30 protein-coding genes are annotated in these 25,609 nt (G+C 74.4%); 8 read left to right on the top strand and 22 right to left on the bottom strand.

Translation table 11 applies throughout. From position 1 onward, the window contains the following. Positions 1-8: 8 nt before the first annotated feature. From AC6CH6_RS16090 to bcp, 3 genes are all read left to right on the top strand, one after another. The gene (locus AC6CH6_RS16090; protein ID WP_498255879.1) at positions 9-791 is read left to right on the top strand and encodes an SDR family oxidoreductase; all 783 of its coding nucleotides are present in this window, start codon (positions 9-11) and stop codon (positions 789-791) included. Positions 792-941: 150 nt separating this feature from the next. Then, positions 942-1,127, top strand: a complete 186-nt coding sequence (locus AC6CH6_RS16095) for a hypothetical protein (protein ID WP_368797222.1) — start codon at positions 942-944, stop codon at positions 1,125-1,127. Positions 1,128-1,199: 72 nt separating this feature from the next. Then, the gene (gene bcp, locus AC6CH6_RS16100) at positions 1,200-1,667 is read left to right on the top strand and encodes a thioredoxin-dependent thiol peroxidase (RefSeq protein ID WP_419968733.1); all 468 of its coding nucleotides are present in this window, start codon (positions 1,200-1,202) and stop codon (positions 1,665-1,667) included. A gap of 67 nt (positions 1,668-1,734) precedes the next feature. Here the strand turns inward: bcp and AC6CH6_RS16105 are convergent, their stop codons facing one another. Both AC6CH6_RS16105 and AC6CH6_RS16110 read right to left on the bottom strand, forming a co-directional pair. Further along, positions 1,735-2,562, bottom strand: coding sequence for a RibD family protein (locus AC6CH6_RS16105; protein WP_498255880.1), 828 nt, complete (start codon positions 2,560-2,562; stop codon positions 1,735-1,737). Positions 2,563-2,566: 4 nt separating this feature from the next. Further along, entirely contained in the window at positions 2,567-3,103 is a 537-nt protein-coding gene (locus tag AC6CH6_RS16110) for a hypothetical protein (RefSeq protein WP_017834782.1), read from the bottom strand. Between the two features lie 169 nt (positions 3,104-3,272). Here AC6CH6_RS16110 and AC6CH6_RS16115 point away from each other — a divergent pair, with 169 nt between their 5' ends. From AC6CH6_RS16115 to AC6CH6_RS16125, 3 genes are read left to right on the top strand one after another with little or no spacing between them, the layout of a single operon-like run. Beyond that, a complete protein-coding gene (locus AC6CH6_RS16115; protein WP_017834783.1) occupies positions 3,273-3,536 on the top strand; it encodes a DUF3072 domain-containing protein in 264 nt (87 codons plus the stop codon). A gap of 27 nt (positions 3,537-3,563) precedes the next feature. After that, positions 3,564-4,595 (top strand): NAD-dependent epimerase/dehydratase family protein, encoded by a 1,032-nt coding sequence (locus tag AC6CH6_RS16120; protein WP_498255881.1) that lies wholly within the window; start codon positions 3,564-3,566, stop codon positions 4,593-4,595. 46 nt (positions 4,596-4,641) lie between these two features. Then, positions 4,642-5,250: an SOUL family heme-binding protein gene (locus tag AC6CH6_RS16125; protein WP_498255882.1), complete on the top strand. Its 609-nt coding sequence runs from the start codon at positions 4,642-4,644 to the stop codon at positions 5,248-5,250. On the opposite strand, the gene AC6CH6_RS16130 is transcribed toward AC6CH6_RS16125, so the two are convergent. The 19 genes from AC6CH6_RS16130 to urtA form a co-directional block, all read right to left on the bottom strand. Further along, positions 5,210-6,550 carry an MFS transporter gene (locus tag AC6CH6_RS16130; protein WP_498255883.1) on the bottom strand — a complete coding sequence of 447 codons (1,341 nt, stop codon included), beginning with the start codon at positions 6,548-6,550 and terminating at the stop codon, positions 5,210-5,212. The genes AC6CH6_RS16125 and AC6CH6_RS16130 overlap by 41 nt on opposite strands. A 69-nt stretch (positions 6,551-6,619) precedes the next feature. After that, a complete protein-coding gene (locus AC6CH6_RS16135; RefSeq protein ID WP_498255884.1) occupies positions 6,620-7,510 on the bottom strand; it encodes a hypothetical protein in 891 nt (296 codons plus the stop codon). After that, complete coding sequence (locus AC6CH6_RS16140) at positions 7,507-8,211, bottom strand: response regulator transcription factor (protein ID WP_368812551.1); 705 nt, start codon at positions 8,209-8,211, stop codon at positions 7,507-7,509. The genes AC6CH6_RS16135 and AC6CH6_RS16140 overlap by 4 nt, the downstream gene beginning before the upstream one ends. After that, the gene (locus tag AC6CH6_RS16145; RefSeq protein ID WP_498255885.1) at positions 8,211-9,626 is read right to left on the bottom strand and encodes a sensor histidine kinase; all 1,416 of its coding nucleotides are present in this window, start codon (positions 9,624-9,626) and stop codon (positions 8,211-8,213) included. The genes AC6CH6_RS16140 and AC6CH6_RS16145 overlap by 1 nt, the downstream gene beginning before the upstream one ends. Before the next feature lie 145 nt (positions 9,627-9,771). Further along, entirely contained in the window at positions 9,772-10,245 is a 474-nt protein-coding gene (locus AC6CH6_RS16150; RefSeq protein ID WP_017834789.1) for a hypothetical protein, read from the bottom strand. Between the two features lie 136 nt (positions 10,246-10,381). Next, positions 10,382-11,329, bottom strand: a complete 948-nt coding sequence (locus AC6CH6_RS16155) for an alpha/beta hydrolase (RefSeq protein ID WP_498255886.1) — start codon at positions 11,327-11,329, stop codon at positions 10,382-10,384. A gap of 91 nt (positions 11,330-11,420) precedes the next feature. After that, the gene (locus tag AC6CH6_RS16160; RefSeq protein ID WP_498255887.1) at positions 11,421-11,642 is read right to left on the bottom strand and encodes a hypothetical protein; all 222 of its coding nucleotides are present in this window, start codon (positions 11,640-11,642) and stop codon (positions 11,421-11,423) included. A 142-nt stretch (positions 11,643-11,784) separates the two neighbouring features. Next, the gene (locus AC6CH6_RS16165) at positions 11,785-12,648 is read right to left on the bottom strand and encodes an urease accessory protein UreD (RefSeq protein WP_498255888.1); all 864 of its coding nucleotides are present in this window, start codon (positions 12,646-12,648) and stop codon (positions 11,785-11,787) included. Further along, entirely contained in the window at positions 12,645-13,298 is a 654-nt protein-coding gene (ureG, locus tag AC6CH6_RS16170) for an urease accessory protein UreG (RefSeq protein WP_133410987.1), read from the bottom strand. The genes AC6CH6_RS16165 and ureG overlap by 4 nt, the downstream gene beginning before the upstream one ends. Before the next feature lie 57 nt (positions 13,299-13,355). Further along, complete coding sequence (locus AC6CH6_RS16175) at positions 13,356-14,078, bottom strand: urease accessory protein UreF (protein ID WP_480153951.1); 723 nt, start codon at positions 14,076-14,078, stop codon at positions 13,356-13,358. Next, positions 14,059-14,547: an urease accessory protein UreE gene (gene ureE / locus AC6CH6_RS16180; protein ID WP_498255889.1), complete on the bottom strand. Its 489-nt coding sequence runs from the start codon at positions 14,545-14,547 to the stop codon at positions 14,059-14,061. The genes AC6CH6_RS16175 and ureE overlap by 20 nt, the downstream gene beginning before the upstream one ends. A 66-nt stretch (positions 14,548-14,613) precedes the next feature. Further along, positions 14,614-16,326 carry an urease subunit alpha gene (gene ureC, locus AC6CH6_RS16185; RefSeq protein ID WP_498255890.1) on the bottom strand — a complete coding sequence of 571 codons (1,713 nt, stop codon included), beginning with the start codon at positions 16,324-16,326 and terminating at the stop codon, positions 14,614-14,616. Continuing rightward, on the bottom strand, positions 16,323-16,667 hold the full coding sequence (locus AC6CH6_RS16190; RefSeq protein ID WP_498255891.1) for an urease subunit beta: 345 nt from the start codon (positions 16,665-16,667) through the stop codon (positions 16,323-16,325). The genes ureC and AC6CH6_RS16190 overlap by 4 nt, the downstream gene beginning before the upstream one ends. Before the next feature lie 31 nt (positions 16,668-16,698). Next, positions 16,699-17,001, bottom strand: coding sequence for an urease subunit gamma (locus AC6CH6_RS16195; RefSeq protein ID WP_017834798.1), 303 nt, complete (start codon positions 16,999-17,001; stop codon positions 16,699-16,701). A gap of 142 nt (positions 17,002-17,143) precedes the next feature. Further along, a complete protein-coding gene (locus AC6CH6_RS16200) occupies positions 17,144-17,836 on the bottom strand; it encodes an ATP-binding cassette domain-containing protein (RefSeq protein ID WP_035923281.1) in 693 nt (230 codons plus the stop codon). Further along, the gene (urtD, locus tag AC6CH6_RS16205; protein WP_498255892.1) at positions 17,836-18,711 is read right to left on the bottom strand and encodes an urea ABC transporter ATP-binding protein UrtD; all 876 of its coding nucleotides are present in this window, start codon (positions 18,709-18,711) and stop codon (positions 17,836-17,838) included. The genes AC6CH6_RS16200 and urtD overlap by 1 nt, the downstream gene beginning before the upstream one ends. After that, positions 18,708-19,901 carry an urea ABC transporter permease subunit UrtC gene (gene urtC, locus AC6CH6_RS16210; protein ID WP_498255893.1) on the bottom strand — a complete coding sequence of 398 codons (1,194 nt, stop codon included), beginning with the start codon at positions 19,899-19,901 and terminating at the stop codon, positions 18,708-18,710. Before urtC ends, urtD begins: the two co-directional genes overlap by 4 nt. After that, on the bottom strand, positions 19,898-20,782 hold the full coding sequence (gene urtB / locus AC6CH6_RS16215; protein ID WP_368797239.1) for an urea ABC transporter permease subunit UrtB: 885 nt from the start codon (positions 20,780-20,782) through the stop codon (positions 19,898-19,900). The genes urtC and urtB overlap by 4 nt, the downstream gene beginning before the upstream one ends. Positions 20,783-20,843: 61 nt before the next feature. Further along, positions 20,844-22,100, bottom strand: coding sequence for an urea ABC transporter substrate-binding protein (gene urtA, locus AC6CH6_RS16220; protein WP_498255894.1), 1,257 nt, complete (start codon positions 22,098-22,100; stop codon positions 20,844-20,846). Positions 22,101-22,373: 273 nt separating this feature from the next. On the opposite strand from urtA, the gene AC6CH6_RS16225 reads away from it, so the two are divergent. Further along, positions 22,374-22,853 carry a substrate-binding periplasmic protein gene (locus AC6CH6_RS16225; RefSeq protein ID WP_095651213.1) on the top strand — a complete coding sequence of 160 codons (480 nt, stop codon included), beginning with the start codon at positions 22,374-22,376 and terminating at the stop codon, positions 22,851-22,853. Beyond that, positions 22,853-23,836, top strand: a complete 984-nt coding sequence (locus AC6CH6_RS16230) for a cation diffusion facilitator family transporter (protein ID WP_498255895.1) — start codon at positions 22,853-22,855, stop codon at positions 23,834-23,836. Before AC6CH6_RS16225 ends, AC6CH6_RS16230 begins: the two co-directional genes overlap by 1 nt. A gap of 112 nt (positions 23,837-23,948) precedes the next feature. On the opposite strand, the gene AC6CH6_RS16235 is transcribed toward AC6CH6_RS16230, so the two are convergent. Beyond that, complete coding sequence (locus AC6CH6_RS16235) at positions 23,949-25,532, bottom strand: thiamine pyrophosphate-binding protein (protein ID WP_498255896.1); 1,584 nt, start codon at positions 25,530-25,532, stop codon at positions 23,949-23,951. Positions 25,533-25,609 lie beyond the last annotated feature (77 nt).

The following is a 25,609-nucleotide window of genomic DNA, read 5'->3' on the forward strand; positions in this document are numbered from 1 at the left end:
GGAACGTCATGGATGGAGCAGGGGATCGGCACGGCGGTCCGGGTGCGGAGGAGAAGGTGCTCGTGGTGACGGGGGCCGGTTCGGGGATCGGCCGCGCGGTGGCGCGCGCCTTCCTGGCGGCCGGGTGGGTGGTGGTGCTCGCCGGCCGGCGGCGTGCCGCCCTGGTGGAGACCGCCGCCGGGGCGCCGGGCGCCCGGATCGTCCCGGTGGATGTGGCCGACGCCGAGAGCGTGGCCTCGGCCTTCCGGGAGATCGAGGAGCTGGCCGGGCGGATCGACGTGCTGTTCAACAACGCGGGCACGTTCGGGCCCCGCGGCGGGGCGGACGAGATCGATCCCGACGAGTGGCAGCACACCCTGCAGGTCAACCTGACCGGGACGTTCCTGTGCTCGGCGCAGGCCGTCCGGATCATGAAGCGGCAGCAGCCCCGGGGTGGGCGGATCATCAACAACGGCTCGATCTCCGCGCACGCGCCCCGGCCCCTGTCCGCGGCCTACACCGCGAGCAAGCACGCCGTCACCGGCCTCACCCGTTCCCTGGACCTGGACGGGCGTCCCTACGGCATCACCTGCGGGCAGATCGACATCGGCAACGCGGCCACGGAGCTGCTGGCGGGCCTGGGCACGGACGGCGGCGCCCTGCAGGCCGACGGCACGCTGCGACCGGAACCGAGCTTCCCCGTCGAGGAGGTGGGGCGGGCGGTGCTGATGATGGCCGAGCTGCCCGCCTCCGCCACGGTGAACTCACTCGTGCTGACCGCCTCGGGGATGCCGTTCGCCGGCCGCGGCTGACGGATCGGTGCCGCACTCCGCGCCGGGGGCCTCCGCGACGCTGTCTCCGAGGGGACGCCCGTTCTCGCCACCCTCTTGACGAGCGCCCCAGGAGATACTAATTTCATATTGTGGAAACTTAATTCCATAGTACGAATCCTGGAGGAACCCGTGAACCACACCGCGCCGTCGCCCGCACCTGCGATCTTCTTCGACTACACCGCCATCGACTGCGACCCGGACCTCAGCCGCCCGCTGCACCGGCACCGGCGGACCGCACCGCTGTGGGCGCTCGCGGTGTCCTCGGCCTGCGTGGGTGCGATGGTGGGCCGCGTGGCCGCTCGACGCCTCCCGTAACCACGTCATCCAGGAGCCGGAGCAGACCAGCGCGCCGGCTCGCTCCACCGATCCACCCCTCGAGGAGAACCCATGACCCAGCAGATCCGGACCGGCCGACAGGCCCCCGACCTCGCACTGACCGACCACGAAGGACAGCAGGTCCGGCTCTCCGAGCTGCGCGACCACAAGGTGATCGTCTACTTCTATCCCAAGGCCTTCACCCCCGGCTGCACCTCCGAGGCCTGCGACTTCCGGGACAACCTCGCCTCGCTCCAGCACCTGGGCTACACCGTGCTCGGGGTCTCCGGCGACGACCCCGAGACCCTGTCCCGATTCGCCGAGGAGTACCACCTTCCCTACCGGCTGCTCTCCGACCCCGACGGTCAGGCCGCCCGGGCATGGGGTGCCTGGGGGGAGAAGACGGTCAACGGGGAGACCCGGACCGGCCCGCTCCGCTCGACCTTCGTCATCGAGCAGGACGGCACCGTGAGCTCCGCGGAGTACAACGTCCAGGCCGAGGGCCACGTCAAGGGCCTGCGGGAGCGGCTGGGCGCCTGAGCCGCACCGCACGTGGTGCCCGGTACGGGGGCGAGGTCGGCGGGTGGGCGCCGGAGGACCGGGGGGCTCAGGCCCGGAAGGTCAGCTCGGTGCAGAGGTCGTCGCCGAGCACGAAGCGGCGCACGGGGGCGCGCAGTGCCCCGGAGAGGTGGTCCGCGCCGGGGAACCGGATGCCGGGCACCCCGTCCCCGATGAGCATGGGCGCGGTGGTGAGGTAGAGGCGGTGCAGCGTCCCAGCCGCGAGGAACCCGGAGACGGTGCGCCCGCCGCCCTCCACGAGCACCCGCCGCAGGCCCCGCCGGGCCAGCGCCTCGAGCACGGCCCGTGGCGCCAGCCCGTGCTCGCCCACGGGCACCCGCAGCACCGCGACGTGCGGCGCCGGCGCCGCAGGCGCGTCCGCGTCCTCGCCCACGACCCACAGCGTGGGTGCGGCGCCGTCCGTGAGCACGGCCGAGGCCAGCGGGGCGCGCGCCGAGGGGTCCAGGACCACCCGGGTGGGATGGGGACCGGGCACGGCGCGGACGGTCAGCCGGCAGTCGTCGGCGACCACGGTGCCGACGCCCACGACCACGGCCTCCACGAGCGCGCGCAACCGGTGCAGGTGCTCCCGGTCCTCCGGGCCGGTCACGAACTCGGCGTGCCCGGTGCGCGAGGCGATGAACCCGTCCAGGCTCTGTCCCAGCTGGGCGAGGACGAGGGGGCCCCGGTGCGCCACGAGCGGTCCGTAGCGTTCGACGAGCTCCGCCCCCGGCGGCGGCACGGGGCCGGTCCGGCCGGCGAGCAGCGCCTCCCAGGCGGCGGCGTGGGAGGAGTCCGGGGCGGCCGGGCCGGAGGCGTCCTCGTCCGCGGGCGGTGGGGCGGCCCCGGTGCCGCGGGGCGCGGAACTGTCGGTCACGGGGTCAGTCCCGGGCGAGGAACCGGTCCCGTGCCGTCTCCGCGGCGATGGCCCGCAGGCGGTCGTACTGGTCGGCGGCCCCGGCCTCGAGGGTCCTCAGCTCCTCGGCGTCGAGGCGCGGTTCGGCGGGGGCGAGCTCCAGGAGCGTGACCCACATGCTGCGCTTGGCGACCACCAGGGACTGCAGCATCTCGAGCTCACCGTGGGCGGCGATGCCGGTCCGCTCCCGGATCCGGCTCAGCGGATTGAGCCGGGAGGCGATGCCGGTGACCGTCCCGAGCCCCTTGGCCACCGTGCGTCGGCCGGAGCCCAGGCGGTCGATCATCGCCTCGAGGCGGCCGATGTCGTCCTTGATCTCGTCGACGAACGCCGCGAACCGGCCCTCGTAGGGGGTGCCGGCCCACGTGGTGGCCGCCTCGTCGAAGAGCCGCACCCCGGAGAGGGCCCCCATGTAGTGCCCGAGCATGTAGGCCTCGAGCTTGTCGGACCGGACTCCGGCGCCCGCGGCGCCGTTCGGGCCGGTGGGCGGCTGCTCGCTCATCTGCTTCTCCTCGCTCGTGGAAGGACGTCGCCGGGGCCCCGCACGGATCTCCCCGGGGCCACCAGCCTACTGACTCCGTCCCCCTCGCGGCAGGAGGGGTGCGGCGGGAAGGGGTGCGGGGCCGCCGGGCGGGGCGGAAACCATAAGGGATGTGACTATCATGGGGCGCATGACTGAGAACGCGAGTGGATCCCCGGACCCCGACGAGCAGCAGACCATCGGCGCCTCCAGCCCCGAGCCGGGCAGCGGGCTCGACCGCGACCCGGACGAGTGGGCCACCGGCGAGGAGCCGATGACCAGCGCGCAGCGCAGCTACCTCGACACCCTGGCCCGCGAGGCCGGCGAGGAGCTGCCGGCGGACCTCACCAAGGCCGAGGCGTCCAAGCACATCGACCGCCTGCAGGGCGAGAGCGGCAGGGTCCAGGACCAGTAGGTCCTGCACCGGCGGAGGGGGAGCACCGTGAAGATCGTCGTCCTGGGAGCCACGGGCAACGTGGGCACCGCGGTGCTCCGCCGGCTGCACGCCGCGCCGGAGGTCACCTACATCGTCGGGGTCTCCCGCGAGGGGCCCGAGCGGGGCGGGGAGCCCTACGACGGCGTGGAGTGGCACACCGTCGACGTCGCCGCGAAGGAGTCCACCGCGGCGCTGGCGGAGACCATGGCCGGCGCGGACGCCGTGATCCACCTCGTGTGGCTCATCCGCCCGAACCGGGACTTCGCGCTGATGCACGAGACGAACGTGGACGGCCTCGTCCACGTGCTCGACGCCGTGGTGCTCGCCGGCGTGCCCCAGATCGTCTACCCCTCCTCGCTCGGCGCCTACAGCCCCGGCCCCAAGGACCGGGCCGTGGACGAGTCCTGGCCGGTCGGCGGGGTCGAGACCTCGCACTACAACGTGCAGAAGGCCGAGACGGAGGCGCTGCTCAACCGGTTCGAGGAGGCCCACCCCGGGATCGTGGTGACCCGGCTGCGGCCCGGCTTCCTGTTCCAGGCGGACGCCGCCCCCGAGATCGGGGACTACTTCTTCGGCGCCCTCGTGCCCAGGAAGCTCATTGCCCGGCTGCGCCTGCCCGTGCTGCCGTTCCCCGAGAAGTTCCGCTTCCAGACGCTGCACACCGACGACGTCGCGGACGCGTTCTGGCGGGTCGTCCAGCACCGGGCCGGCGGGGCGTTCAACGTCGCCGCCGAGCCGGTGGTCGGCGCCGACGGCGTGGCGCAGGTGCTCGGCGCCCGGCGCGTGCTGCCCGTGCCGCCGGCCCTGGTCCGCGCGCTCGTGGCGATCACCTACCGGCTGCGGCTGCAGCCCACCGACCCCGGCTGGATCGACCTCGCCGGCGCCGTGCCGATCATGGACACCACGCGCATCCGCGAGGTCACCGGCTGGTCGGAGACCGTGAGCTCGCTCGAGGCGCTGCGGGAGCTCGTCGACCACCTGGACGGCCGCGAGGGCCTGGGGAACCGGGAGCACCGGCCCAAGTCGCCGCTGGTCTAGCCGGCCGGTCCTTCCCGCTGGAGGCGTCGTGGCGTACGGTGCCGCCATGACCGAGCAGCAGCCGTACTCGACGGTGCGGCACTACCCAACGTTCGACCTGCGGCACTACCCGGAGCACGTGCTCGCGGAGGTCGAGGTCCACGGGTCCTTCGAGCGGGCGGGCAACGCCGCCTTCAACGCCTTGTTCCGCTACATCAGCGGCAACAACCAGGGGCGGCGGGAGATCCCGATGACCGCTCCGGTGCTCCAGGGCGGGGCCGGGCCCCAGAAGATCGCGATGACCGCTCCCGTGTGGCAGCGGTCCGCGTCCGGCGGGTCCGAGGACGCGGCCGGCGCGCACGTGGTCGCCTTCGTGCTGCCCTCGTCCGTCACGGCGGCGACGGCACCGCTGCCGTCCGACCCCGCCGTACGGATCAGGGTGGAACCCGCGGTCCTCGCCGCCGTGCTGCGCTACCGGGGCCGGTGGACGCGCAGCTCCTACGAGAAGCACCGGCTGCGGCTCGAGCGGGCGGTCCGGGAGGCGGGGCTCGTGCCCGTCGCGGCGGCCCGCTTCGCGCGGTTCGACCCACCGTTCACCCCGGCCTTCCTGCGCCGCAACGAGGTGGTCCTGCCCGTCAGCGACCCCGGCGCCGGAGCACGGCCAGCACCGCGCTGATCAGGACCATGGCGCAGGCCGCGCCGACCGCGGCGGCGAACGCGCCCCGGTGCCCGGCGGTCTCGGCCAGGAGCCCGGCCGACGCCGCGCCCACGGCGGAGCCGAGGACCACACCGCTCGCGAGCATCGTCATGACCGTGCCCAGCCGCTCCGGCCGGGCGACATCCCCGCCGATGGTGTAGATCGTGACCATGGCGGGCCCCAGCGGCAGACCGGCGAGCAGCAGCACCACGAGCATCGACCCGATCCCGCTCGGCAGCAGGAACAGCAGGCTCAGGGCGGCCATGGCGCCGGAGCTGACCAGCCAGCGGGAGGCGGGCGGGAAGCGCTGCGGCCACCACGCCACCGACAGGGCCGCGGCCGCCGAGCTGATGCCGAGCACGGCGTAGAGCAGACCGGTCGCGCTCTGGATGCCGAACTCGCCGCCGAAGGCGTTGAGACCGTTCTGCACGGCGCCGAAGAACGCGCCCATGGCCACCATCCCCAGGACGGGGAGCAGCACGAGGACCCGCTCCCGGACGGGAACGGGACGGGCGGCCGCCCGGCGCCGGTCCTCCCGTGAGACGGCGGGGACCGCCAGGCGCGTGGGGTGCACGGCGAAGGTCGTGACCATGGTGAGGGTCAGGACGGCCGCGAGGACGAAGGGGGACCAGGGGGCGACCAGGGAGGCCAGGACACCGACCAGGGCCGGGCCGAGCACGAAGGTCAGCTCGTCGGCGGTGGACTCGTAGGACAGGGCGGTGTCCAGCTCGCGCCGGTTCCCGCCGACCAGGCCGCGCCACCGCACCCGGGCCAGCGGGCCGACCTGGGGGCAGGTGGCGCCCACGAGCAGGGACGCGCCGACGAGCAGCGGCACGGCCGGCGCGTCCGGGCCCGCGGGGGCGTAGGCGGTGACCAGCAGCAGCGTGATGGCCACGGCGTGGGCGAGGGCGGAGACCAGCAGCACGGCCCGCTGGCCCAGACGGTCGGCGAGGTGGCCCATCAGGGGCCCGCCCAGCGCCGAGCCGACCCCGACGGCGCCGGCCGCCAGCCCTCCGACGACGTAGGAGCCGCTGACGGCGGTGGCGAGGGTGAGCGCCCCGACGGTGAGCATGGCCAGGGGCAGGCGGGCCGCGAAGGCGATCGGCAGGAAGTCGCGCCCGGCGAGCTGCACGAGCCGGGCGTACCGGCCGCCGGACGAGGGCGTCGTCCGGCGGCCGGTGTCGTGCGGGGCGGCCGCGGGGTGCTCCGCGGCGGGGGCCGGGGCGGCGGGCACGCGGGCCGCGCGCTCGGCCGTGGAAGGGGTGGTCAGGGGGTTCACAGGGGTCCTCGGAGGATGTGCGCACCGTCCCCCCTCCCGGTGCGCCCGACCCGGACAACAGGGTCCAGTCTACCGCCCGGACGCCCCGCTGCCCGGGGTGGCGGACCGGCCGCCGTAGGTGATCTCCGCCGCGCCCACGGCCGAGGCCACGTACAGGCACGGGCGGTCGTCGGGGACGGCGGCGCAGACCGTGGCCGCCGTCAGGTCCTCGGGGTCGCGGTCGTCCGCGCCGGCCACCGCGGGGGTCCACCAGTCGGCGTCCGGGACCGCGGCCTCGACGGCCCCCGTCCGGGTCGTGAGGGCCACGCGCCGCGGTGCCTCGCCGACGATCCGGACGTCGGTGGCGCCGACCTCGGTGTGCACGTCCAGGTCCTCGCGCACCCGGATCCCGTCGAGGTCGACGGCGCCGACCTCCGAGGACGCCCACAGGGTGCGGGCGCTGCCGGTCGCCTCGATCACGCCGGCCTCCGTGTCGAGCCGGACGTCGCCGAAGTCGCCCTCGACGCTGAGGGCGCCGGCGTGCCCGGAGAGCCGCAGGTCCACGGGCTCGTCCCCGGCGGGGACGGTGATCCGCACGTGCATCCCGCTGCCGGCGCCCGGCCAGGAGCGGGACGGGAGGGCGTCGATGCTCAGCCGGCCGTCCTCGACCCGGGGCTCGGGGGCGCTCTCGAGCCGGAACCCGGCGTACACGGACTCCACCCGCAGGTCGGGGACGTCGGCCGTCACGACCTCGACGACCGCCGACCGGCCGTCGACCACGACCGTGTCCACGGATTCGGTCACGGTGGTGTCCACCCGGTGCTCCTGGACGGACAGGGACGCGGCCGCGGTCGCGCCGCCGGCGCCCAGCAGGAGGAGGGCGCCGATGCCGCCGAGCACGGCGGTGGGGACGAGCCAGGCCGTGCGCTCGTTGTCGCTGGGGACGTCCTGGGCGGCGGGGTGCTCGGGGTGGGTGCTCATGGCCGGTGCTCCTGGTGGGACGGGTGGGCGGACGGGGTGTGGCCGGGCCCGGGGTCGGGGTAGCCGAGGTAGCGCAGGACCGCGCGGACGCGGCGGTTGCCGCCGTCCTCGTGGGCGAGGCCCAGCTTGGTGAACACGGAGCGGATGTGCTTCTCCACCGAGGACTCGGTGAGGAAGAGGTTCGCGGCGACCGAGGCGTTGGAGAGCCCCTGGGCCATGAGCCCGAGCACCTCGTGCTCCCGCGGGGAGAGGAGCTCCAGGTCCTGGCGGTGCCGCGAGCGCACGAGCAGCTGGGAGACGACCTCCGGGTCCAGGACGGTGCCGCCCGCGCCCACGGTCTCCACGGACTCGAGGAACTGGTCGACGTCCGCGACCCGGTCCTTGAGCAGGTACCCCAGCCCATCCCGGCGGGACGCGATGAGCTCGGAGGCGTAGCGCTCCTCGACGTACTGCGAGAGCACGAGCACCGCGATCCGCGGGTGCTGGGAGCGGACGAGGACGGCGGCGCGGATGCCCTCGTCCGTGAACGTCGGCGGCAGCCGCACGTCCACGAGGGCGAAGTCCGGCTCGTGCTCCTCGACGGCCCGGAGCAGGTCCTCCGCGGTGTCGACGTCGGCGACCACCTCGTGGCCGGCCTCGGTGAGCAGGCGGACGAGGCCCGCGCGCAGGAGGACGGCGTCCTCGGCGATGACGATGCGCATCAGGATCCCGCCCCCTGGGCGACCGGCAGCTCGACGGTCAGCTCGGTCGGCCCGCCCGCGGGGGAGTCGAGGAAGAAGTGCCCGCCCGCGGAGCGGATCCGGTCGGCGATCCCGGACAGGCCGCCGCCGGGGACCACCACGGCGCCGCCGCGGCCGTCGTCGGCGATCCGGGCGATCACGCGGGTGCCTCCCGCGGGATCGGTCTCGAGGCCCACCCGCACCGACGCGGCGCCGGCCTGGGCGTGCTTGACGATGTTGGCGATGCCCTCGGAGACCGCGAAGTACACGGCGGCCTCGGTCTCCGGCGCCAGCCGCGGCACCCGCACGTCCACGGCGACCGGGACGGGGGACTGGGCGGCCACGGCGGAGAGGGCGGCGTCGAGGCCCCGGTCCTCCAGGACCGCCGGGTGGAAGCCCCGGGCCAGGCGGCGCAGCTCGGCGATCGCGGCCTTGGTGGTGGCGTGCGCCTCCCCGATGAGGTCCTTGGCCCCGGCGGGGTCGTGGTCGATCCGGCGCTGGGCCATCGACAGGTTCATGGCCACGGACACGAGCTGGGGCTGCACGCCGTCGTGCAGGTCCCGTTCGATCCGGGAGCGCTCGGTGCGGGCGCCGCGGACGGCGGTCTCGCGGGCGGCCGCGGCCTCGGCGGCCCGGCGGCGCAGCTCCGCCGCCTCGTCCACCCGGAGCAGCAGCCGGGACAGGCCCCGGTGCGCGGCCACGGCGAGGACCACGACGAGCAGCCCGAGGAGGGCCAGGGTGATCCCGGTCAGGACCACGGCCCAGTCCGGCCACGTCCCGACCACCTCGGAGGGCCAGAGCGGGTTGTTCGGCGCGGCGTAGAGCGGCGCGAAGGCCAGGGCGACGGCGGCGCCGGTGCCGGCCAGGGCCGCCACGGCGACCCAGCCCAGGACCGTGGTGAGGAGCAGGTGCAGCAGTCCCGTCCAGAACGCGGCGTCGGAGACGTCCAGCCACCACTGGTGGACGATCCGCCAGCCGTCGGTGCGGGGCGAGCGGCGCCGGCGCGGGGCGGGCAGGTGCAGCCCGAACGCCGCCTGCGTGCGGCGGCGCTCGACCCACTCGATCCCGCGGACCGCGTAGATCGCGGCCACGAGCAGGACCACGCCCACCAGGGCGGCGAGCGAGGCGAAGCCGGCGGAGACGAGGGAGACGAGGGCCGTCAGCCACAGCGTGCCGAGCGCGGCGTCCACCACGAGGTCGGTGGTGCCGAAGAACAGGGTCCTGGGAGACCACGGTCCCCACTCGCGGGACCGGGCCCCGGCGGCGGGGCCCGCGGGCCGGGAACCGCCCGCGGGGCGGGGGGCGTCGTCCGGGGTCCCACGACCGGTGCCGGGATCGGTGCCGGGGCTGGCCCACGGTACGGGTGGAAGGGGTCGGGTCTCGTGCGGTGTGCTCATGCCCTCACGCTACGGTCGCGGGGGTCGTCGCCGCAGCGACGTTCTCCACCTGGTGCGCCTGCGGTTTTCCGCACCCCGGCCCGGCGCTCCGCACCCCGGCCCGGCGCTCCGCACCCCGGCCCGGCGCTCCGGGCGCCGGCGCGGCTCAGCCGGCGTCCAGCAGGCCGACGCCCATGGCCGCGAGGGTGCCGAAGGCGACGCCCCACAGGACGATGGAGACGATCTGCCACCGGATGACGGCGTTGCGGTCCGCGCCGAAGGAGACCATGGCGGTGGCCGTGATCTGGCTGGGCAGGATGGTCTGGCCGAGCAGGCTCACACCGGCCACCCCGTACTTGTCGAAGGCCCGGCGCAGCCTCTGCTGCCGGGGCGAGGGCTCCCGGGGGTCGCCGGCGAACCTGCGGCGGAGGCCGTGCGCGCCCAGGACCAGCGCCAGCATGGAGGCGACGTTGCCGACGACGGCGGCCCCGACGGCGATCGCCGGGTCGAGGCCGGCCAGGACGCCGACGACGGACCCGAAGTAGGACTCGACGAACGGGATCGCTCCTGCCACCACCACCCCCAGCCACTGGAGCAGCGGCGGCAGGGAGGAGGTGAATTCCTGCAGGGCGTCGATCATCGGGGTCCTTCCGGGGGAGGTCGGCGCGGCCGGCCCGCGTCCGTCGCCGGGGCCGCTCCCAGCACGCTATCGGCGCGGCCCGCCCCGGGGCCTCCCCCGGCAGACGGAGCCTCGGCCGCTCCGGGCGAGGGAACCGTCAGCGGCCGCCGGCCGGCTCCGCCCCGGGGCGGAGGTGGCGGACCAGGAACCGGGCCTGGTCCTCGAGCACGCGTGAGCGCACGGGGTCCTCGTAGACCGCGAAGTGCCCCACCGGGTACGTCACGACCTCGCCCCGCGGCGCCGCCCGGGCGATCCGCGCGGCCCGCCGCGGATCCGTCTCGGTGTCCTGCTCCGCGACGCACACGAGCAGCGGCGCCCGCACCCGTTCGGCGGTGCCCGGCAGGTACACGGGAGGGTGGAAGAGCAGCCGGGGCGCGAACTCGTTGCGCCAGGTGGGGCCGGTCTCCACGGCGTGCTCCAGGTACCGGTCGCTGTCCGGGTCGATGATCGCGCCCACGTCCCCGGGGAGCGCGAACACCGGGATGCAGTGCGGGGGGAGCCCGCGCCGTCCCCGCAGCTCGTCGCGGACCGCGGCGGCCAGCAGCCGGACGGTGGTCCGCAGGAGCAGCCCGAGCGGGATGTGCTCCTGCCGCTTCTTGGCCCGGATCTCGCCGGCCGTGCTCTCGGAGCCCTTGCCGAGCTCCGGCACCTGGGCGACCACGGCCCGGGTCCGCCGGTCCTCGGAGGCCAGCCGCAGGACGTGCCCGCCGGACAGCGAGCTGCCCCACAGCGCGGTGCGGGCCAAGTCGAGGCCGGGCAGGGAGCGGGCCAGGCGCACGGCCGCACGCCAGTCCTCGAGCTGCTCCGCGGCGTCCACGACCTGCCGGGGTGCGCCGCCGCTGCGGCCGAACCGCCGGTAGTCGAAGGTCAGCACGGCCAGGCCGTGCTCCGCGAGGCCGGCGGCGTGCTCGGCCAGCTGGTCCTGGGTGCCGGTGAAGCCGTGGCCCATGACCACGCAGGGCGCCGCGGCGCCGGCCGGCGCCGGGCGGTACAGCGTGGCGGCGCACGGGACGCCGCCCGAGTCGAACGTGAGAGCCTCTGGCATCGTGTCCTCCACCGGCCGCGGCGGGCCCTGGTGCCCGCCCGTGGGGTCCATCGAGCGCGCGTTCCGGCGCCGATGCCAGGGTCCCGGGCGGTCAGGCCGCGGTCACCAGCTCGGACCGGCGCAGCCGGTGGCCCCGGATCGAGACCAGCCGCCGGAGTCCCGTGCGGTCCTCGAGGACCCATGCGATCCCCAGCTGCGGGACCACCTCGCTGACCGTGCCGGTGAAGCGGGGCTGCCGGTGCTCCCAGGCCTCGATCCGGTCACCCGGCCGCACCCGGGCCAGGCCCAGGATCCATCTGTTGCTCGCGGTCATGGGGAGCCCCTTCCGTCTCGTGCGCCCTGTTCCCCCATCCTCGTCCCAGCATGTGGCCGCGGCGTTTCCGGCGGGTTGACGTCCCATGTCCTCTCCTCGGTCCCGGGGGCCGCCCCGGGCCCGGAGGGAGGGCAGGCGGGGTTCAGTACTTCCGCAGGGCCACGCGCGGCTGTCCCGTCCACCGTGCGCGCAGCAGCGCCGAGACGTCCAGGAGCAGGTCCGTGAGCTCCGCGGAGCCGGGGCCCAGGGCGCGGAGCACGAGGCCGGGCACCGGCAGCTCGGAGACCCCGCACCGCAGCCCCGGCACCCGGGCCTCGGCCGCGGCGAGCAGGTCGTGGACCTCCTCCACCAGCTCCCGGTCCGCCCGGGGATCCACGACCAGCAGGGAGCCGAGGTGCGTGCGGCCCTCCAGGAAGCCGAGCCCGGCCACGGCGTCCTCCCCCGGGCGCAGGCGGAGGTTGTCGAGGACCACCGTGCGCCCGCCCATCAGCACCTCGGTGCGCAGCACCACGCCGCGGTAGCGGAAGACGGTGCCGTCCGGCGCCCACCCGGGGGTGACCACCTCGCCCGCCACGAGGCAGGCCGAGGGGTCCATCGTCACGGTCGTGGACTGCACGTAGTCGGCGTCCTCGTAGGCGATGAGCTGGTCCGGCAGGTACTCGAGGACCGCGCCGGGGCCGAGCTCGAAGCGCACGTCCTGGCGGGCGGGGGCGACCGGGGTGCGGTAGACCTTGGTCGCGGACTGGGTGGTGACGAGAGCGGTGCCGGCGGCCCCGACCGTGACGTCCAGCTCGTAGCGGTCCCCGCCGAGGTACCCGCCGCCGGGATTGACGACGACGAAGCACGGCTGCCCCGACCCGTCCAGGTGGTGCGGGCGCAGCACGCGCAGGGCGCCGGCGTGGAACTGGTGGGCCGCCACGGTCCGGTCCCCGCGGGGCACCAGGACCAGCTCGAGCCGGCCCGTCGGTGCGGCGGCCGCCGCCGCGGCGGGCGCGGCGGCGGTCACGGGACCATGTCCAGCATCAGCACGTCGTGCCGGATCCACGCGAGGATCCGCTCGAGGCCCTCGTCGGTCCGGAGGTTGGTGAAGCAGAACGGCCGGTCCTTGCGGAACACGGCGGAGTCCGCGGCCATGACGTCGAGGTCGGCGCCGACGTGCGGGGCGAGGTCGGTCTTGTTGATGACGAACAGGTCGGACTTGATCATGCCCTGTCCGGCCTTGCGGGGGATCTTCTCGCCCTGGGCCACGTCGATGACGTAGATCGAGAAGTCGACCAGCTCCGGACTGAACGTGGCGGAGAGGTTGTCCCCGCCGGACTCGACGAACACGATCTGCAGGTCCGGGTGCTGGGCGCACAGCTTCTCGATCGCGGCCTCGTTCATCGAGGTGTCCTCGCGGATCGCGGTGTGCGGGCAGCCGCCGGTCTCGATGCCCACGATCCGGTCCAGCGGCAGCACGCCGTTGCGGGCCAGGATCTTCGCGTCCTCGATCGTGTAGATGTCGTTGGTGATCGCGGCCATCGAGACCTCGTGGATCAGCGCCCGGGTGACCCGCTCCACGAGCTGGGTCTTGCCGGCGCCCACGGGCCCGCCCACGCCGATGCGCACGGGGCCGCGGCCGGTCGGCGCGGAGGGGGCGGGGGAGACGGTGGTCATGGTGAGCTCCTGGGTCGGTGCGGTCGGTGCGGTCGGTGCGGTCGGTGCGGTGGTGGGTCAGGACATGAACATGCGGGCCCGCTGCCAGGCGTGGCGCATCTGGGCGATCTCCAGGCCGGGGCTGGTCGCCCCGGCCTCGTGGTCGGCCATGGACCCGATTCGCTCGACGCCGCGGGCGACGTCCTCGTGCAGGGCGCGCAGCACGCGCTGGCCCGCGTTCTGGCCGATGGGGATGCCGCGCACGGCGTTCTGGGTCAGGGAGGTCACGGTCGAGAAGAGGTACGCGCCGGCCAGCTGCTCCCAGGCCACGCCCAGGCCGGCGCCCACGAGCGCGAAGGCCACGGCGGGACTGCCGCGGCTCGTCCCGGCGCGCTGCCGCTGCGCGTAGGCCAGCAGCCGGGGGGAGGGGAAGTTCTCGGCGCCGATGCCGGTCATCCGCCGGCCCATCGCGGTCGCGGCGTCCCGCACCTGGACGGGCAGGGCCTGGGCGGCCAGCAGGTCGTCGGCGCGCCACACGGCGTCGTCGTCGGCCGCCGTGGCGACCGCGCGCACCGCCCAGCCCTCCGCAGGCACCACCTGGTGGTGCAGGCAGTGCCGGACCCAGGCCAGGAAGCTCGGCTCGTCGTGGACCGTGCCGTCGTCCACGTAGGTCTCGAGCCCCAGGGAGTGGGCGAACGCGCCGGTGGGCAGGGCGGAGTCGGCCAGCTGCAGCACGGCGAGCGTCCCGGCGAGCGATCCGGCGGCGCCCGCGGGGGAGTGCTCAGTGGGTGTGCTCGGCATGGCGGAAGGGGACCTCCATCTGCCGCTCGACGCGCGCGAAGCGCACCCCGGCGCCCTGCAGGAAGGCCTCGGCCGTGTGGTCGTACTGGAGCACCATGACCCCGTCGTGGCCGGGCAGCTCGGGGACCTCGGCCGCGGGGCCGAGGAACTGGGCGGGCAGGTGCCGGTTGCCCAGGGAGTGGGCCACGAAGCCCATCTGCTCGATCGTGGCGGGCGCGACCACCAGGACGTCGGTGGGCAGGGTCGAGACCACCACGGCGTTGTGGCCGTCCCGGTGCAGGATGTCGCCGTCCCTGAGCTCCCGCCGCGAGCTCAGCCGGATCCCCACCTCGGTGCCGTGGTCGGTCACGACCCGCTGGACGCGCTTGCGCAGCTCGGGCCCGGAGAGCGCGACCCGCTCCAGGTGCAGGCCGGCGCGCTCCGGCTCGGTGAGCTCGGCCAGGTTGCCGAGGACGGCTTCGACGATCACGGGTGCGGGTCCTCTCGTGGGGCTTCGGGGTGTCTCGGGGCGTGCGGGGCTCGGGCGGCGGACCGGTCAGAACAGGAAGTAGCGCTGGGCCATGGCCAGCTCCTCGGCGGGCTCGCACGTGGCGATCTCGCCGTCCACGCGGACCTCGTAGGTCTGCGGGTCCACCTCGATCTCCGGGGTGGCGTGGTTGTGCCGCATGTCCTGCTTGGTCAGGCCGCGGATCCCGCCCACGGGCAGCACCCGCTTGCGCAGGCCCAGGCGCTCGCCGACGCCCGCCTCGACGGCGGCGCGGGACATGAAGGTGATGGAGTTGGCGTGCGGGGCGGTGCCCTTCGCGCCGAACGCGTCCCGCATCAGCTGCGGCTGCGGGGTGGGGATCGAGGCGTTGGGGTCGCCCATCAGCGAGTGCACGATCTGCCCGCCCTTGAGCACGGCGCGGGGCTTGACCCCGAAGAACACCGGGTCCCACAGCACCAGGTCCGCGAACTTGCCCGGCTCGACCGAGCCCACTACGTCGGCGATCCCGTGCGCGACCGCCGGGTTGATCGTGTACTTGGCCACGTAGCGCTTCAGCCGGGCGTTGTCCCCGCGGCCCGTCTCCTCGGGCAGGGGCCCGGTGCGCCGCTTCATCTGGTCGGCCAGCTGCCAGGTGCGCAGCACCACCTCGCCCACGCGGCCCATGGCCTGGGAGTCGGAGGAGGTCATGGAGAACACGCCCAGGTCGTGCAGCACGTCCTCGGCGGCGATCGTCTCGGGCCGGATCCGGGAGTCCGCGAACGCCACGTCCTCCGGGATGTCCGGGTTGAGGTGGTGGCAGACCATGAGCATGTCCAGGTGCTCCTCCGCCGTGTTCCGGGTGAAGGGCAGCGTGGGGTTCGTCGAGGACGGCAGCACGTGGGGCAGGGCCGCGATGCGGATGATGTCCGGGGCGTGGCCCCCGCCGGCGCCCTCGGTGTGGAACGTGTGGATGACCCGCCCGCCGATCGCGGCCACCGTGTCCTCGAGGAACCCGCACTCGTTGAGGGTGTCGGTGTGGATGGCCACCTGCACGTCGAACTCGTCGGCCACGCCCAGGGCCGTGTCGATCGCCGCCGTGGTGGCGCCCCAGTCCTCGTGGATCTTGAGCCCCACGGCGCCGGCGCGGATCTGCTCCGCGAGGGGCTCGGCGGCGCTCGCGTGGCCCTTCCCGAGCAGCCCGAAGTTCATCGGGTAGCCGTCGAGGGCCCGGAACATGCGGGCGAGGTGCCACGCGCCGGGGGTGATCGTGGTGGCGTTGGAGCCCTCGGCGGGGCCCGTGCCGCCGCCGAACATCGTGGTGATCCCGGAGGACAGGGCCGTGCCGATCTGGTCGGCGCCGATGAAGTGGATGTGGGAGTCGATCCCGCCCGCGGTGAGGATCCGGCCCTCGCCGGCGATCACCTCGGTGGAGGCGCCGATCAGGATGTCGACGCCGTCCATGATGTCCGGGTTGCCGGCCTTGCCGATCCCGCTGATGTGCCCGTCCCGGATGCCGACGTCCGCCTTATAGATCCCGGAGGCGTCGAGCACCACGGCGTTGGTGACCACGGTGTCCACCACGCCGTCGTCCCGGGTCAGCCGCCCGTTGTGGCCCATGCCGTCCCGGATCACCTTGCCCCCGCCGAAGACCACCTCGTCCCCGGGGACGGTGCGGTCGTGCTCCACCTCGAGGAACAGCTCGGTGTCCGCCAGGCGCACCAGGTCCCCGGTGGTGGGCCCGTAGAGGCTCGTGTACTGGGCGCGGGACATCTCGTGGCTCATGCCTGCTCCTTCCCGGGGGCGTCCGTGCCGGGGGCGTCGAGGGGCCCGTTCACCCGGTTCGCGAGGCCGTGGACCTCGCGGCGCCCCGCCAGGGCGACGAGCCGGACGCGCTTGCGGTCGCCGGGCTCGAAGCGCACCGCGGTGCCGGCGGGGACGTCCAGGCGGAAGCCGCGGGCCGCCGTCCGGTCGAACTCGAGGCCGGGGTTGGCCTCGGCGAAGTGGAAGTGCGAGCCCACCTGCACGGGGCGGTCGCCGCGGTTGACCACGTCCAGCTCCGTGGTGGGCCGGCCGGCGTTGATCACGACGGGCTCGGGCCGCAGGACGTACTCTCCGGGGATCACGGGCGCTCCTTCGGTGCCGGGGGCGGGCGGGTCAGCGGATGGGGTCGTGGACGGTGACGAGCTTGGTGCCGTCCGGGAAGGTCGCCTCGACCTGGACGGAGTGGACCATCTCCGGCACGCCCTCCATGACGTCCGCCCGGGCCAGGATCGTGGAGCCCCAGGACATGAGCTCGGCCACGGTCCGGCCGTCCCGGGCGCCCTCCAGCAGCTCGGCGGTGATCAGGGCGACGGCCTCCGGGTGGTTGAGCCGCAGCCCCCGATCCCGGCGCCGCCGGGCGAGGTCGCCGGCCACGACGACCAGCAGCTTCTCCTGCTCACGGGGTGTCAGGTGCACGGCTCTCCTCGGGACGGCGGGTGCTCAGGGACAGTCGTCACCGTAGGGGCTCCGTGTTTCGGCGAGGTTCACCGGGTGTTTCCGGCACGTGCCGGGGCGCGGGCGCCCGGGCAGGCGCCCCGGCGCGTGCGCCCGCGCCGGCTCAGAGGGCGAGCGCCGCCCGGGCGTGCTCCTCGGCCCGCTCCCCGGCGCGGCCGGAGGCGCTGACCCGCCCGGAGTCCAGGACGTACCAGTCCGTGGCCGAGCCCAGGGCGAAGCCGATCCGCTGCTCCACCAGCAGCACCCGGATCCCGGTGCCGGCGGCCAGCTGCAGGATCTTCTGCTCGATCTCCTGGACCACGGACGGCTGGATGCCCTCGGTGGGCTCGTCGAGGATCAGCAGGGACGGCTCGGTGATCAGGGCGCGGGCGATCGCCAGCTGCTGGCGCTGCCCACCCGAGAGCAGCCCGGCCCGGCGCTCGAGCAGTCCCTCGAGCGCCGGGAACATCGCCAGGGACCGGTCGACGGCGGCCCGCCCGTTCCGCCGGCCGTCGGCCACCACCTGGAGGTTCTCCCGGACGCTGAGCCCACCGAAGGAGCGCTGGCCCTGCGGGACGTAGGCCATGCCGCGGCGGACCCGGGCGTGCCCGCTGAGCCCGGTGATGTCCTCGCCGTCGAGCAGGATCCGGCCGGAGGTCACCCTGTTGAGGCCCACGACCGCCCGCAGCAGCGTGGTCTTGCCCGCCCCGTTGTGGCCGAGGAGGGCGACCACGGCGTCCCCGCCGACGGTGAGGTCCACGCCGTGGACCACCTCGGTGCGGCCGTAGCCGGTGTGCACGTCTTGGAGCTCGAGCATCAGGAGTCCCCTTCCCGGGGGTCGGCCGCGGTGGCGGCGGCGGCAGCGGTGCCCAGGTAGATCTCCTGGACCCGCGGGTCGGCCTGCACGTGGGCCACGGAGCCCTCGCTGATCACCCGGCCGTCGGCCATCACGGTGACGGAGGTGGCGTAGCGGCGCAGGAACTCCATGTCGTGCTCCACCACGATCGTGATCCGGTCGCCGCCGATCCGGCGCAGCAGCTCACCGGTCTGCTCCCGCTCCTCGTGGCTCATCCCGGCCACGGGCTCGTCGAGCAGCAGCACCTGCGCCCTCTGCACGAGCAGCATCCCGATCTCGAGCCACTGCTTCTGCCCGTGGGCCAGCACCCCGGCCGGGACGTCCCGCAGGGCGGAGAGGTTGATGATCTCGAGGGCCTCCTCCACCTCCCGGGACACGGACCGCCGGGCGGCGAGCAGGGACAGGGACGGGCGGCCGGCCTCCGCGGCGATGTCGAGGTTCTGCAGCACCGTGAGCTGCTCGAAGACGCTCGCGGTCTGGAAGGTGCGGCCCACGCCCAGCCGGGTGATCCGGTGCGTCCTGCGGCCCACCAGCTGGTGGCCGTCGTGGTCGATCGACCCGCGCGCCGGGACGAGCCCGGTCACGGCGTCGATGAGGGTGGTCTTCCCGGCGCCGTTGGGGCCGATGAGGAAGCGCAGATCGCCCTGGTTGACCACGAGGTCCACGCCGTCCACGGCCGTGAAGCTCCCGAAGGACACGGTGAGGTCCGTGATCTCGAGGTAGGAGGGGCGGCCCGTGCGCAGCCCGCCGGGCTGCGGCGGGGTGCGGCCCAGCAGGGAGCTCCTCCACTCGGGGCGGCGCGCGGACAGCATCTCGGGGCGTGCGGCGGCGTTCATCGGGCCTCCTCCGCGGCCAGGGCCGCTGCCGGGGTGGGGACGGGGTCGTCGGGGGTGGTGGCCCCTCCGGGGCCGCGGCCGTCGCCGTCGCCGGGGGCGGTCGCGGGGGCGCGGCGACGACGCCGGAGCACACCGGGCAGCGAGGCGATGCCGCCGGGCAGGAACCCGACCACCAGCACGAAGAGCAGGCCCTGGAGGTACACCCAGAAGGACGGGAACGCGGAGGCCAGGGACGTCTCGGCGAAGGACACGGCGATCGAGCCGAGCACGGGCCCGAGCAGGGTCGCGCGGCCGCCGACGGCCACGCCGATGAGGAACGCGATGGACGGGATCACCCCGACGTCGGCGGGGGAGACGATCCCCACCACCGGGACGAACAGCGCCCCGCCGATCCCGGCCATCACCGCGGCCAGGACGTAGGCGGCGGTCTTCACGAGGGCAGGGTCGCGGCCGAGGAAGCGCACGCGCTCCTCCTGGTCCCGCACCGCCACGAGCAGCTCGCCCCACCGGCTGCGGTGGAGCTGCCAGGTGAGGGCCACCATGGCCAGGAGCAGCGCCGCGGTGACGAGGTAGAGGACCAGCTGGTTGCGCGGGTCGGCGAGGTCGTAGCCGAACAGGGAGCGGAAGCTGCTCAGCCCGTTGGAGCCGTTGGTGAGGACGGGCTGCCCGATCAGCCAGACCGCGAAGGCCGCGGCGAGGGCCTGGGACAGGATCGCGAAGTAGGCGCCCTTGACCCGCCGGGTGAAGATCGCCAGGCCCAGGGCCGCGGCCACCGCCGCCGGCACCAGGACCACGCCGAGCACGGCGGCCACCGGGTGGGCGAACACGGCCCACACGGCGGGCAGCTCGGTGACGCCGTTCTGCCGCATGAACTCGGGGACCTGCTCGCCCAGCAGCCGGGTGTCCGCGAGCTGCAGGTGCATGGCCATGATGTAGGCGCCGAGGCCGAAGAACAGGCCCTGGCCCATGGTGAGCATCCCGCCGCGGCCCCAGGCCAGGCCGATGCCCACGGCCACCATGGCGATGCACAGGTACTTGCCGAGCAGGCCCAGGCCGAACCCGCCGAGGGTCAGGGGCGCCAGGACGAGCAGCAGCAGCGCGCCGAGGGCCAGCCCGGCGGCGGCCCCCCGGGGGCCGGTGAGCCGGTCGCGCCACGCGGCGGCGGGACGGGGTGCGGTGGTGGTGCTCATGCCAGGCCTCTCGTTCGGACGCTGAAGATCCCCTGGGGGCGCAGCTGCAGGAAGGCGACCACGGCGACCAGCACCAGGACCTTGGCGATCGAGGCGGTCGTGGAGTACTCGACGAAGGCCTGGAGCACGCCCAGGCCCGCCGCGGCGAGCACCGCCCCGCGGATCTGGCCGATGCCGCCGGCGACGACCACGAGGAAGGCGTCCACGATGTAGGTGGTGCCGAGGGTGGGGCTCGTGGAGCCCACGAGGGTCAGCGCCACCCCGGCCACGCCGGCGAGCCCGGAGCCGATGAAGAACGTCAGCTGGTCGGTGCGCCGGGAGGAGATCCCGCTGACCTCGGCGAGGTCGCGGCTGAGCACCACGGCGCGGATCCGGCGGCCCAGGGAGGTGCGGTGGAGCACGAGCGCGAGGGCGGCGACCACGACGACGGCCAGGGCCAGCAGGAACACGCGGGACGCCGGGACCGGGACGCCCAGGACCTCCACGGGGCCCTGCAGCAGCTCGGGCAGCCGCACGTCCACGCTGGGCGCGCCGAAGACGTCCCGGGCCACCTGCTGGAGGATCAGGGACACCCCGAAGGTGACGAGCAGCGTGTCCAGCGGCCGGTGGTACATCCGCCGCAGCAGCAGCCCCTCGACCAGCAGGCCGAGGGCCCCGCCCACGAGGAACGCGATCGGGATCGACAGCAGCAGGGAGACCCCGGCGTGGCCGAGCACCTGCTGGACCGTGAACGCGGTGTACGCGCCGGCCATGATGAACTCGCCGTGGGCCATGTTGATGACGCCCATCTGCCCGAAGGTCAGGGACAGCCCCACGGCCGCGAGGAGGAGGATGGAGCCGAGGCTGAGCCCGGCGGACAACTGGCTGACGATGACTTCCATGGACGGCTCTTCTCTCGGTCTGCGGGGCGTCGGGGGGCGGTGCCGGCGGTGGCGGGGCGGCTCAGCCCGAGACGCCGTCGGCCCAGTCGTAGCCGGTCAGGAACGGGTCGGGGACCACGGGCTCGGCGTCCTCCTCGACCGTCTCGATCAGCCCGTCCTCGCGGATCCGGCCGATGCGCGGGGTCTTGGTGACGTGCTGGGTCTCCCCGTCCACCTCGACGGTGCCCTCGGGGGCCTCGACCACGGTCCCGTCGGCGGCCTCGCGCACGGCGTCGACGTCGAAGGAACCGGCCTTCTCGACCATCGCCCGCCACAGGTGCACGGACGTGTAGGCGGCCTCCATGGGGTCGCTCGTGACCCGCCCGGCGCCGTACCGGTCCTGGAACGCCCGCACGAACCGCTCGTTCTCGGGGGTGTCGACGGTCTGGTAGTAGTTCCAGGAGGTCAGCTGGCCGGCGATGTTCTCCACGCCGATCCCGGGGACCTCCTCCTCCGCGACCGACACGGAGACCACGGGCACCTCGCCGGCCTCGAGGCCCACGGAGGTGTACTGGCGGAAGAACGCCACGTTGGAGTCGCCGTTGAGGGTGTTGAACACCGCGTCGGCGTCCGAGGCCAGGAGCTTGTTGACGATGGTCGAGAACTCGGTCGAGCCCATCGGCACGTACTCCTCGCCCACCACCTCCATGCCGTGGGCCGCGGCGTAGGCGTTGATGATCCGGTTCGCCGTGCGGGGGAAGACGTAGTCGCTGCCCACCAGGAAGATCCGCCGGTGCCCCTGCTCCCGCAGGTGGTCGAGGGCCGGGACGATCTGCTGGTTGGTGGTGGCCCCTGTGTAGAAGATGTTGGGGGAGGCCTCGAGCCCCTCGTACTGCACCGGGTAGAACAGCAGCGAGTCCTGGGCCTCGAAGACCGGGAGCATGGCCTTGCGGCTCGCGGAGGTCCAGCCGCCGAACACCGCGGCCACGCAGTCCTGCCGGATCAGCTTGGCGGCCTTCTCCGCGAACACCGTCGGCTCGCTCGCGCCGTCCTCGGTGACGGGGTCCAGCTCCTTGCCGAGCACCCCGCCGTCGGCGTTGATCTCCTCGATCGCCAGGTTCAGGGAGCGGTTGACGGTCGTCTCGCTCACGGCCATCGTGCCCGAGAGGGAGTTGAGCAGCCCCACCTTCACGCTGTCCCCGGAGGTGTCCACGCACGAGCTCGAGGGCGTCTGGGCCGCCTGCGCGCTCGGCTGCGGGTCGTACTTCGCGCCGCACCCCGTGAGAAGCGTGGCGGCCACGAGGGCCGGGATCAGAGCGCGCCGTGCGGGGACCGTCATGCCGTCCTGCTTTCCGGGGGAGGAGTCGCTGGGTGCCGGGCGGTGGTCCTGCGGGCAGGACCCGGTCCGCCGGGATGGGAGCGACGCTAGCCAGCCGGGATTTCCGGGGTGCGGCGCCGAGGTTTCCCGGCGATGTCGGACGCGGCCCCCGGTTTCGGGCGTGTGTCGCCCGGTCCGGCAGCAGGCCCCTCCGACGCAACTCCGTATGCTCGGGACCGATGGAGAGCGCGGTCCGCCGGGACCGCCCCGGTGCTGCGGAAAGGTCGTGCGGCGATGTCCCCCTCGGTGCGCCCGCTCGCGGTGGCGGTGCTGACCGCGGCCCTGGTCACGGGGTGCGGTTCCGGGTTCCCGAAGGACCCGGAGGGCACCCTCGACCGGGTGCGCGGCGGTGAGCTGCGGGCCGGGGTCTCGGAGAGCCCGCCCTGGACGGAGGTCGCCGACAGCGGCCGTCCCTCCGGGGTCGAGGTCGAACTGGTCGAGGAGTTCGCCGAGCGGATCGACGCCGAGGTCGTCTGGACCCCCGGCGCCGAGAGCCACCTGATCCGCTCGCTCGAGGGCGGCGACCTCGACGTCGTCGTCGCGGGCCTCACCGAGACGTCCCCCTGGGAGAAGCACGCCGCGCTGACCCGCCCCCACACGGAGATCGAGACGGGGGACGGCCGCACCGAGAAGATCGTGCTCGCCACCCGGCTGGGGGAGAACGGCTTCCTCACCGAGCTCGAGACGTTCCTGGTGGAACGGGAGGAGGGGTGATGTCGCAGTCCGGGGCGAAGGCCCGCTTCGGGTCCACCGAGCTCACCGGCGCCCAGGCGCGCACCCTGGCCCGCGCGGTGCGCCTGGAGAAGATCACCCTCGGGGTGCTCGCCGTGACCGTGGCCGTCGTGGCGCTCGTCGCCGGGCAGTCCCAGGCCATGAAGGTCGCCTGGATCGAGGACTCGCTCTCGTTCCTGCCGCCCCTCGCCTTCCTCGTGGCGGTCCGCGTCGCCGGCCGGCGCCCCACGCCCCGCCACCCCTACGGATACCACCGCTCCGTGGGCGTGGGCCACCTCGTGGCGGCGGTCGCGCTCCTGGCGATGGGCGCGTTCCTCGTGGCCGATTCCGGCTCCGGGCTCCTGCGGGGCGAGCGGCCCCCGATCGGGGTCACGAGCCTGTTCGGCACGCCGGTGTGGTCCGGGTGGCTGATGGTGGCGGCGATGACGCTCACCAGCATCCCGCCCGTGGTCCTGGGCCGGATGAAGATGAGGCTCGCGGAGGAGCTCCACGACAAGGTGCTCTACGCCGACGCCGACATGAACAAGGCGGACTGGATGACCGGCCTGGCCACGGCGGTCGGTGTGCTGGGCATCGGGATGGGCCTGTGGTGGGCGGACGCGGTCGCGGCGCTCGTGGTCTCCACGTCGATCCTCAAGGACGGGGCCACGAACCTCAAGGGGGCCGTCGCCGACCTCGTGGACTCCCGCCCGACCACCTACGACGACGCCGCGCCCCACCCGCTGGTCCAGGACGTGGAGACGGTGCTGCGCCAGCAGCCGTGGGTGCAGGACGTGGGCGTGCGGGTCCGGGACGAGGGCCACGTCTTCCACGTGGAGGCCTTCGTGGTCCCCGCCGCGGGCACCGCCCCGACGCTCGGGCAGCTCGCGGCCGCCCGGAAGCGCTGCGCGGACCTGGACTGGAAGATCGAGGACGTGGTGCTCGCCCCCGTGGCGGAGCTGCCGCAGGACCAGGTCCCGCGCTGACGCGATCCCCGCCCCTGCGCGAGGGGTCTTCTCCCGAGGCCATCCGGGCTGCGTCCCGACAGGATGCGACCCCTCGGCAGGGATGCGGGTGGAGCCGGAGCCCTCGGCGGGGTCAGATCTTCAGGTGCACCAGGCTCGGCCCCTCGACCGCGAGCGCCTCGACGACCTTCTCGGCCAGGTTCTCCGGGGTGGCCTCGAGCCCCACCGCGCCGAATGCCTCCGCGAGCGCGGGCCAGTCCGGCTGCCGCAGATCCACGGCGAGCGGGTCGATGTCCCGGTCGGTCATGTTCTGCCGGATCTCGCCGTAGCCGCCGTTGTCCACGCACACGATCGGCAGGTCCACGCCGAGCTCCACGGCGGTCATCAGCTCCTGGATCGAGAACATCAGGGCGCCGTCGCCCACGAGGCACAGCACGGGCCGGTGCGGGGCGGCGAGCTTCGCCCCGATCGAGGCGGGCAGGCCGTAGCCCAGGGTCGCGTAGGTCCCCATGTAGAGCAGGGAGTGCGGGAGCTGGGCGCGGAAAAATGTGGTGGAGCCCAGGTAGGTGACCTGGGAGGAGTCGCCGCCGATGATCGTGTCCTCCGGCACCACCGCCATGATCGTCTCGTTGAGCGCCGCGAGCTCGGGCGCGGTGCGGCGGCCCTCGTCGTCGAGCCGGGCGAAGACCTCGGTGAGGTCGCGCGGGGGGCGCGGGGCGAGCGGGCCGATCGCCTCGAGGAGCTGCGGGACCACGGCCGCGGAGTGGCCGGGCAGCTCGATGTCCGGGTCCAGGTTGCACAGCATCTGGTCCCGCATGATGTCCACGCGCACGACCGGGCCCCGCGGCGTGATGTCCCCGCCCCACAGCTCGGCCTCGCCCACCTTCGAGCCGATCACCAGCAGGGCGTCGGCGGAGCGCAGGAACTCGTGCGCGGTGGACAGGCGCAGGTCGGCGCCCAGCGAGAGGCGGTGCCGCTCGGGGATCGCGCCCTTGCCGTTGGTCGTGGTGATGACCGGCGCCTCGAGCAGCTCGGCGAGCTCGAGCAGCCGCGCGCCGGCGGCCAGCGAGCCGCCGCCCGCGAGGATGACGGGGTGTTCTGCGTCCCGCAGCACCTCGGCGGCGCGGCGCACGTCGTCGACCGGCGCCGGCTGCGGGGCGCCGAGCCGGCGCGGGGCCACCTGCCGGTCGGTGTAGTCGAGCTCCGCCTCCAGGACGTCCAGCGGGATCTCGATGTGCACCGGCCGGGGGCGGGAGTGGGCGAAGTCCCGGAAGGCGTCGTGGACCATGGTCACGGCCTCGGCCCCGCTGGTGACCCGGCGGCTGCGGCCGACGATCGCGTCCACGGCCGCGGACGGGTTCTTCGTCTCGTGCAGCGAGCCGATGTCCCGGAAGTCGTGGCCCACCGGACGGCCGGGGGACAGGATGATCATCGGGCGGGACTCGGCGTAGGCCGTGGCCGCCCCGGACAGCGAGTTGAGCAGGCCCGGCCCGGACGTGGTGATGACGACGCCCGGCAGCCCGGAGACCTGGCTCCACCCGTCGGCGCCGTACGCGGCGCCCTGCTCGTGGCGGGTGGTGACCGCCCGGATGCCCAGCTCGCGCAGCGGGCGGTAGAACTCGAGCGAGTGGGTCCCGGGGATGCCGAAGACGGTGTCGACGCCGTAGCCCCGGAGCGTCTCCAGCACGGCACGGGCGGTGGTCCTGCGGGCGGTCATGAGCGGTCCTCCAAGGGGTGGGGCGGGTGGTGCGGGGCGGGTGGAGCGGGTGGAGCGGAGCGGGCCGTGCGGCGGAC

The sequence above is a fragment of the Kocuria sp. GQ42 genome (assembly GCF_059758435.1).

What these genes read in the sequence shown, in the direction of transcription:
- AC6CH6_RS16090 (WP_498255879.1), top strand. Translation starts at nt 9, where the DNA reads ATGGATGGAGCAGGGGATCGGCACGGCGGTCCGGGTGCGGAGGAGAAG.
- bcp (WP_419968733.1), top strand. Translation starts at nt 1,200, where the DNA reads ATGACCCAGCAGATCCGGACCGGCCGACAGGCCCCCGACCTCGCACTG.
- AC6CH6_RS16110 (WP_017834782.1), bottom strand. Translation starts at nt 3,103, where the DNA reads ATGAGCGAGCAGCCGCCCACCGGCCCGAACGGCGCCGCGGGCGCCGGA.
- AC6CH6_RS16115 (WP_017834783.1), top strand. Translation starts at nt 3,273, where the DNA reads ATGACTGAGAACGCGAGTGGATCCCCGGACCCCGACGAGCAGCAGACC.
- AC6CH6_RS16125 (WP_498255882.1), top strand. Translation starts at nt 4,642, where the DNA reads ATGACCGAGCAGCAGCCGTACTCGACGGTGCGGCACTACCCAACGTTC.
- AC6CH6_RS16135 (WP_498255884.1), bottom strand. Translation starts at nt 7,510, where the DNA reads ATGAGCACCCACCCCGAGCACCCCGCCGCCCAGGACGTCCCCAGCGAC.
- AC6CH6_RS16140 (WP_368812551.1), bottom strand. Translation starts at nt 8,211, where the DNA reads ATGCGCATCGTCATCGCCGAGGACGCCGTCCTCCTGCGCGCGGGCCTC.
- AC6CH6_RS16145 (WP_498255885.1), bottom strand. Translation starts at nt 9,626, where the DNA reads ATGAGCACACCGCACGAGACCCGACCCCTTCCACCCGTACCGTGGGCC.
- AC6CH6_RS16150 (WP_017834789.1), bottom strand. Translation starts at nt 10,245, where the DNA reads ATGATCGACGCCCTGCAGGAATTCACCTCCTCCCTGCCGCCGCTGCTC.
- AC6CH6_RS16155 (WP_498255886.1), bottom strand. Translation starts at nt 11,329, where the DNA reads ATGCCAGAGGCTCTCACGTTCGACTCGGGCGGCGTCCCGTGCGCCGCC.
- AC6CH6_RS16160 (WP_498255887.1), bottom strand. Translation starts at nt 11,642, where the DNA reads ATGACCGCGAGCAACAGATGGATCCTGGGCCTGGCCCGGGTGCGGCCG.
- ureG (WP_133410987.1), bottom strand. Translation starts at nt 13,298, where the DNA reads ATGACCACCGTCTCCCCCGCCCCCTCCGCGCCGACCGGCCGCGGCCCC.
- AC6CH6_RS16175 (WP_480153951.1), bottom strand. Translation starts at nt 14,078, where the DNA reads ATGCCGAGCACACCCACTGAGCACTCCCCCGCGGGCGCCGCCGGATCG.
- ureC (WP_498255890.1), bottom strand. Translation starts at nt 16,326, where the DNA reads ATGAGCCACGAGATGTCCCGCGCCCAGTACACGAGCCTCTACGGGCCC.
- AC6CH6_RS16200 (WP_035923281.1), bottom strand. Translation starts at nt 17,836, where the DNA reads ATGCTCGAGCTCCAAGACGTGCACACCGGCTACGGCCGCACCGAGGTG.
- urtD (WP_498255892.1), bottom strand. Translation starts at nt 18,711, where the DNA reads ATGAACGCCGCCGCACGCCCCGAGATGCTGTCCGCGCGCCGCCCCGAG.
- urtC (WP_498255893.1), bottom strand. Translation starts at nt 19,901, where the DNA reads ATGAGCACCACCACCGCACCCCGTCCCGCCGCCGCGTGGCGCGACCGG.
- urtB (WP_368797239.1), bottom strand. Translation starts at nt 20,782, where the DNA reads ATGGAAGTCATCGTCAGCCAGTTGTCCGCCGGGCTCAGCCTCGGCTCC.
- urtA (WP_498255894.1), bottom strand. Translation starts at nt 22,100, where the DNA reads ATGACGGTCCCCGCACGGCGCGCTCTGATCCCGGCCCTCGTGGCCGCC.
- AC6CH6_RS16225 (WP_095651213.1), top strand. Translation starts at nt 22,374, where the DNA reads ATGTCCCCCTCGGTGCGCCCGCTCGCGGTGGCGGTGCTGACCGCGGCC.
- AC6CH6_RS16230 (WP_498255895.1), top strand. Translation starts at nt 22,853, where the DNA reads ATGTCGCAGTCCGGGGCGAAGGCCCGCTTCGGGTCCACCGAGCTCACC.
- AC6CH6_RS16235 (WP_498255896.1), bottom strand. Translation starts at nt 25,532, where the DNA reads ATGACCGCCCGCAGGACCACCGCCCGTGCCGTGCTGGAGACGCTCCGG.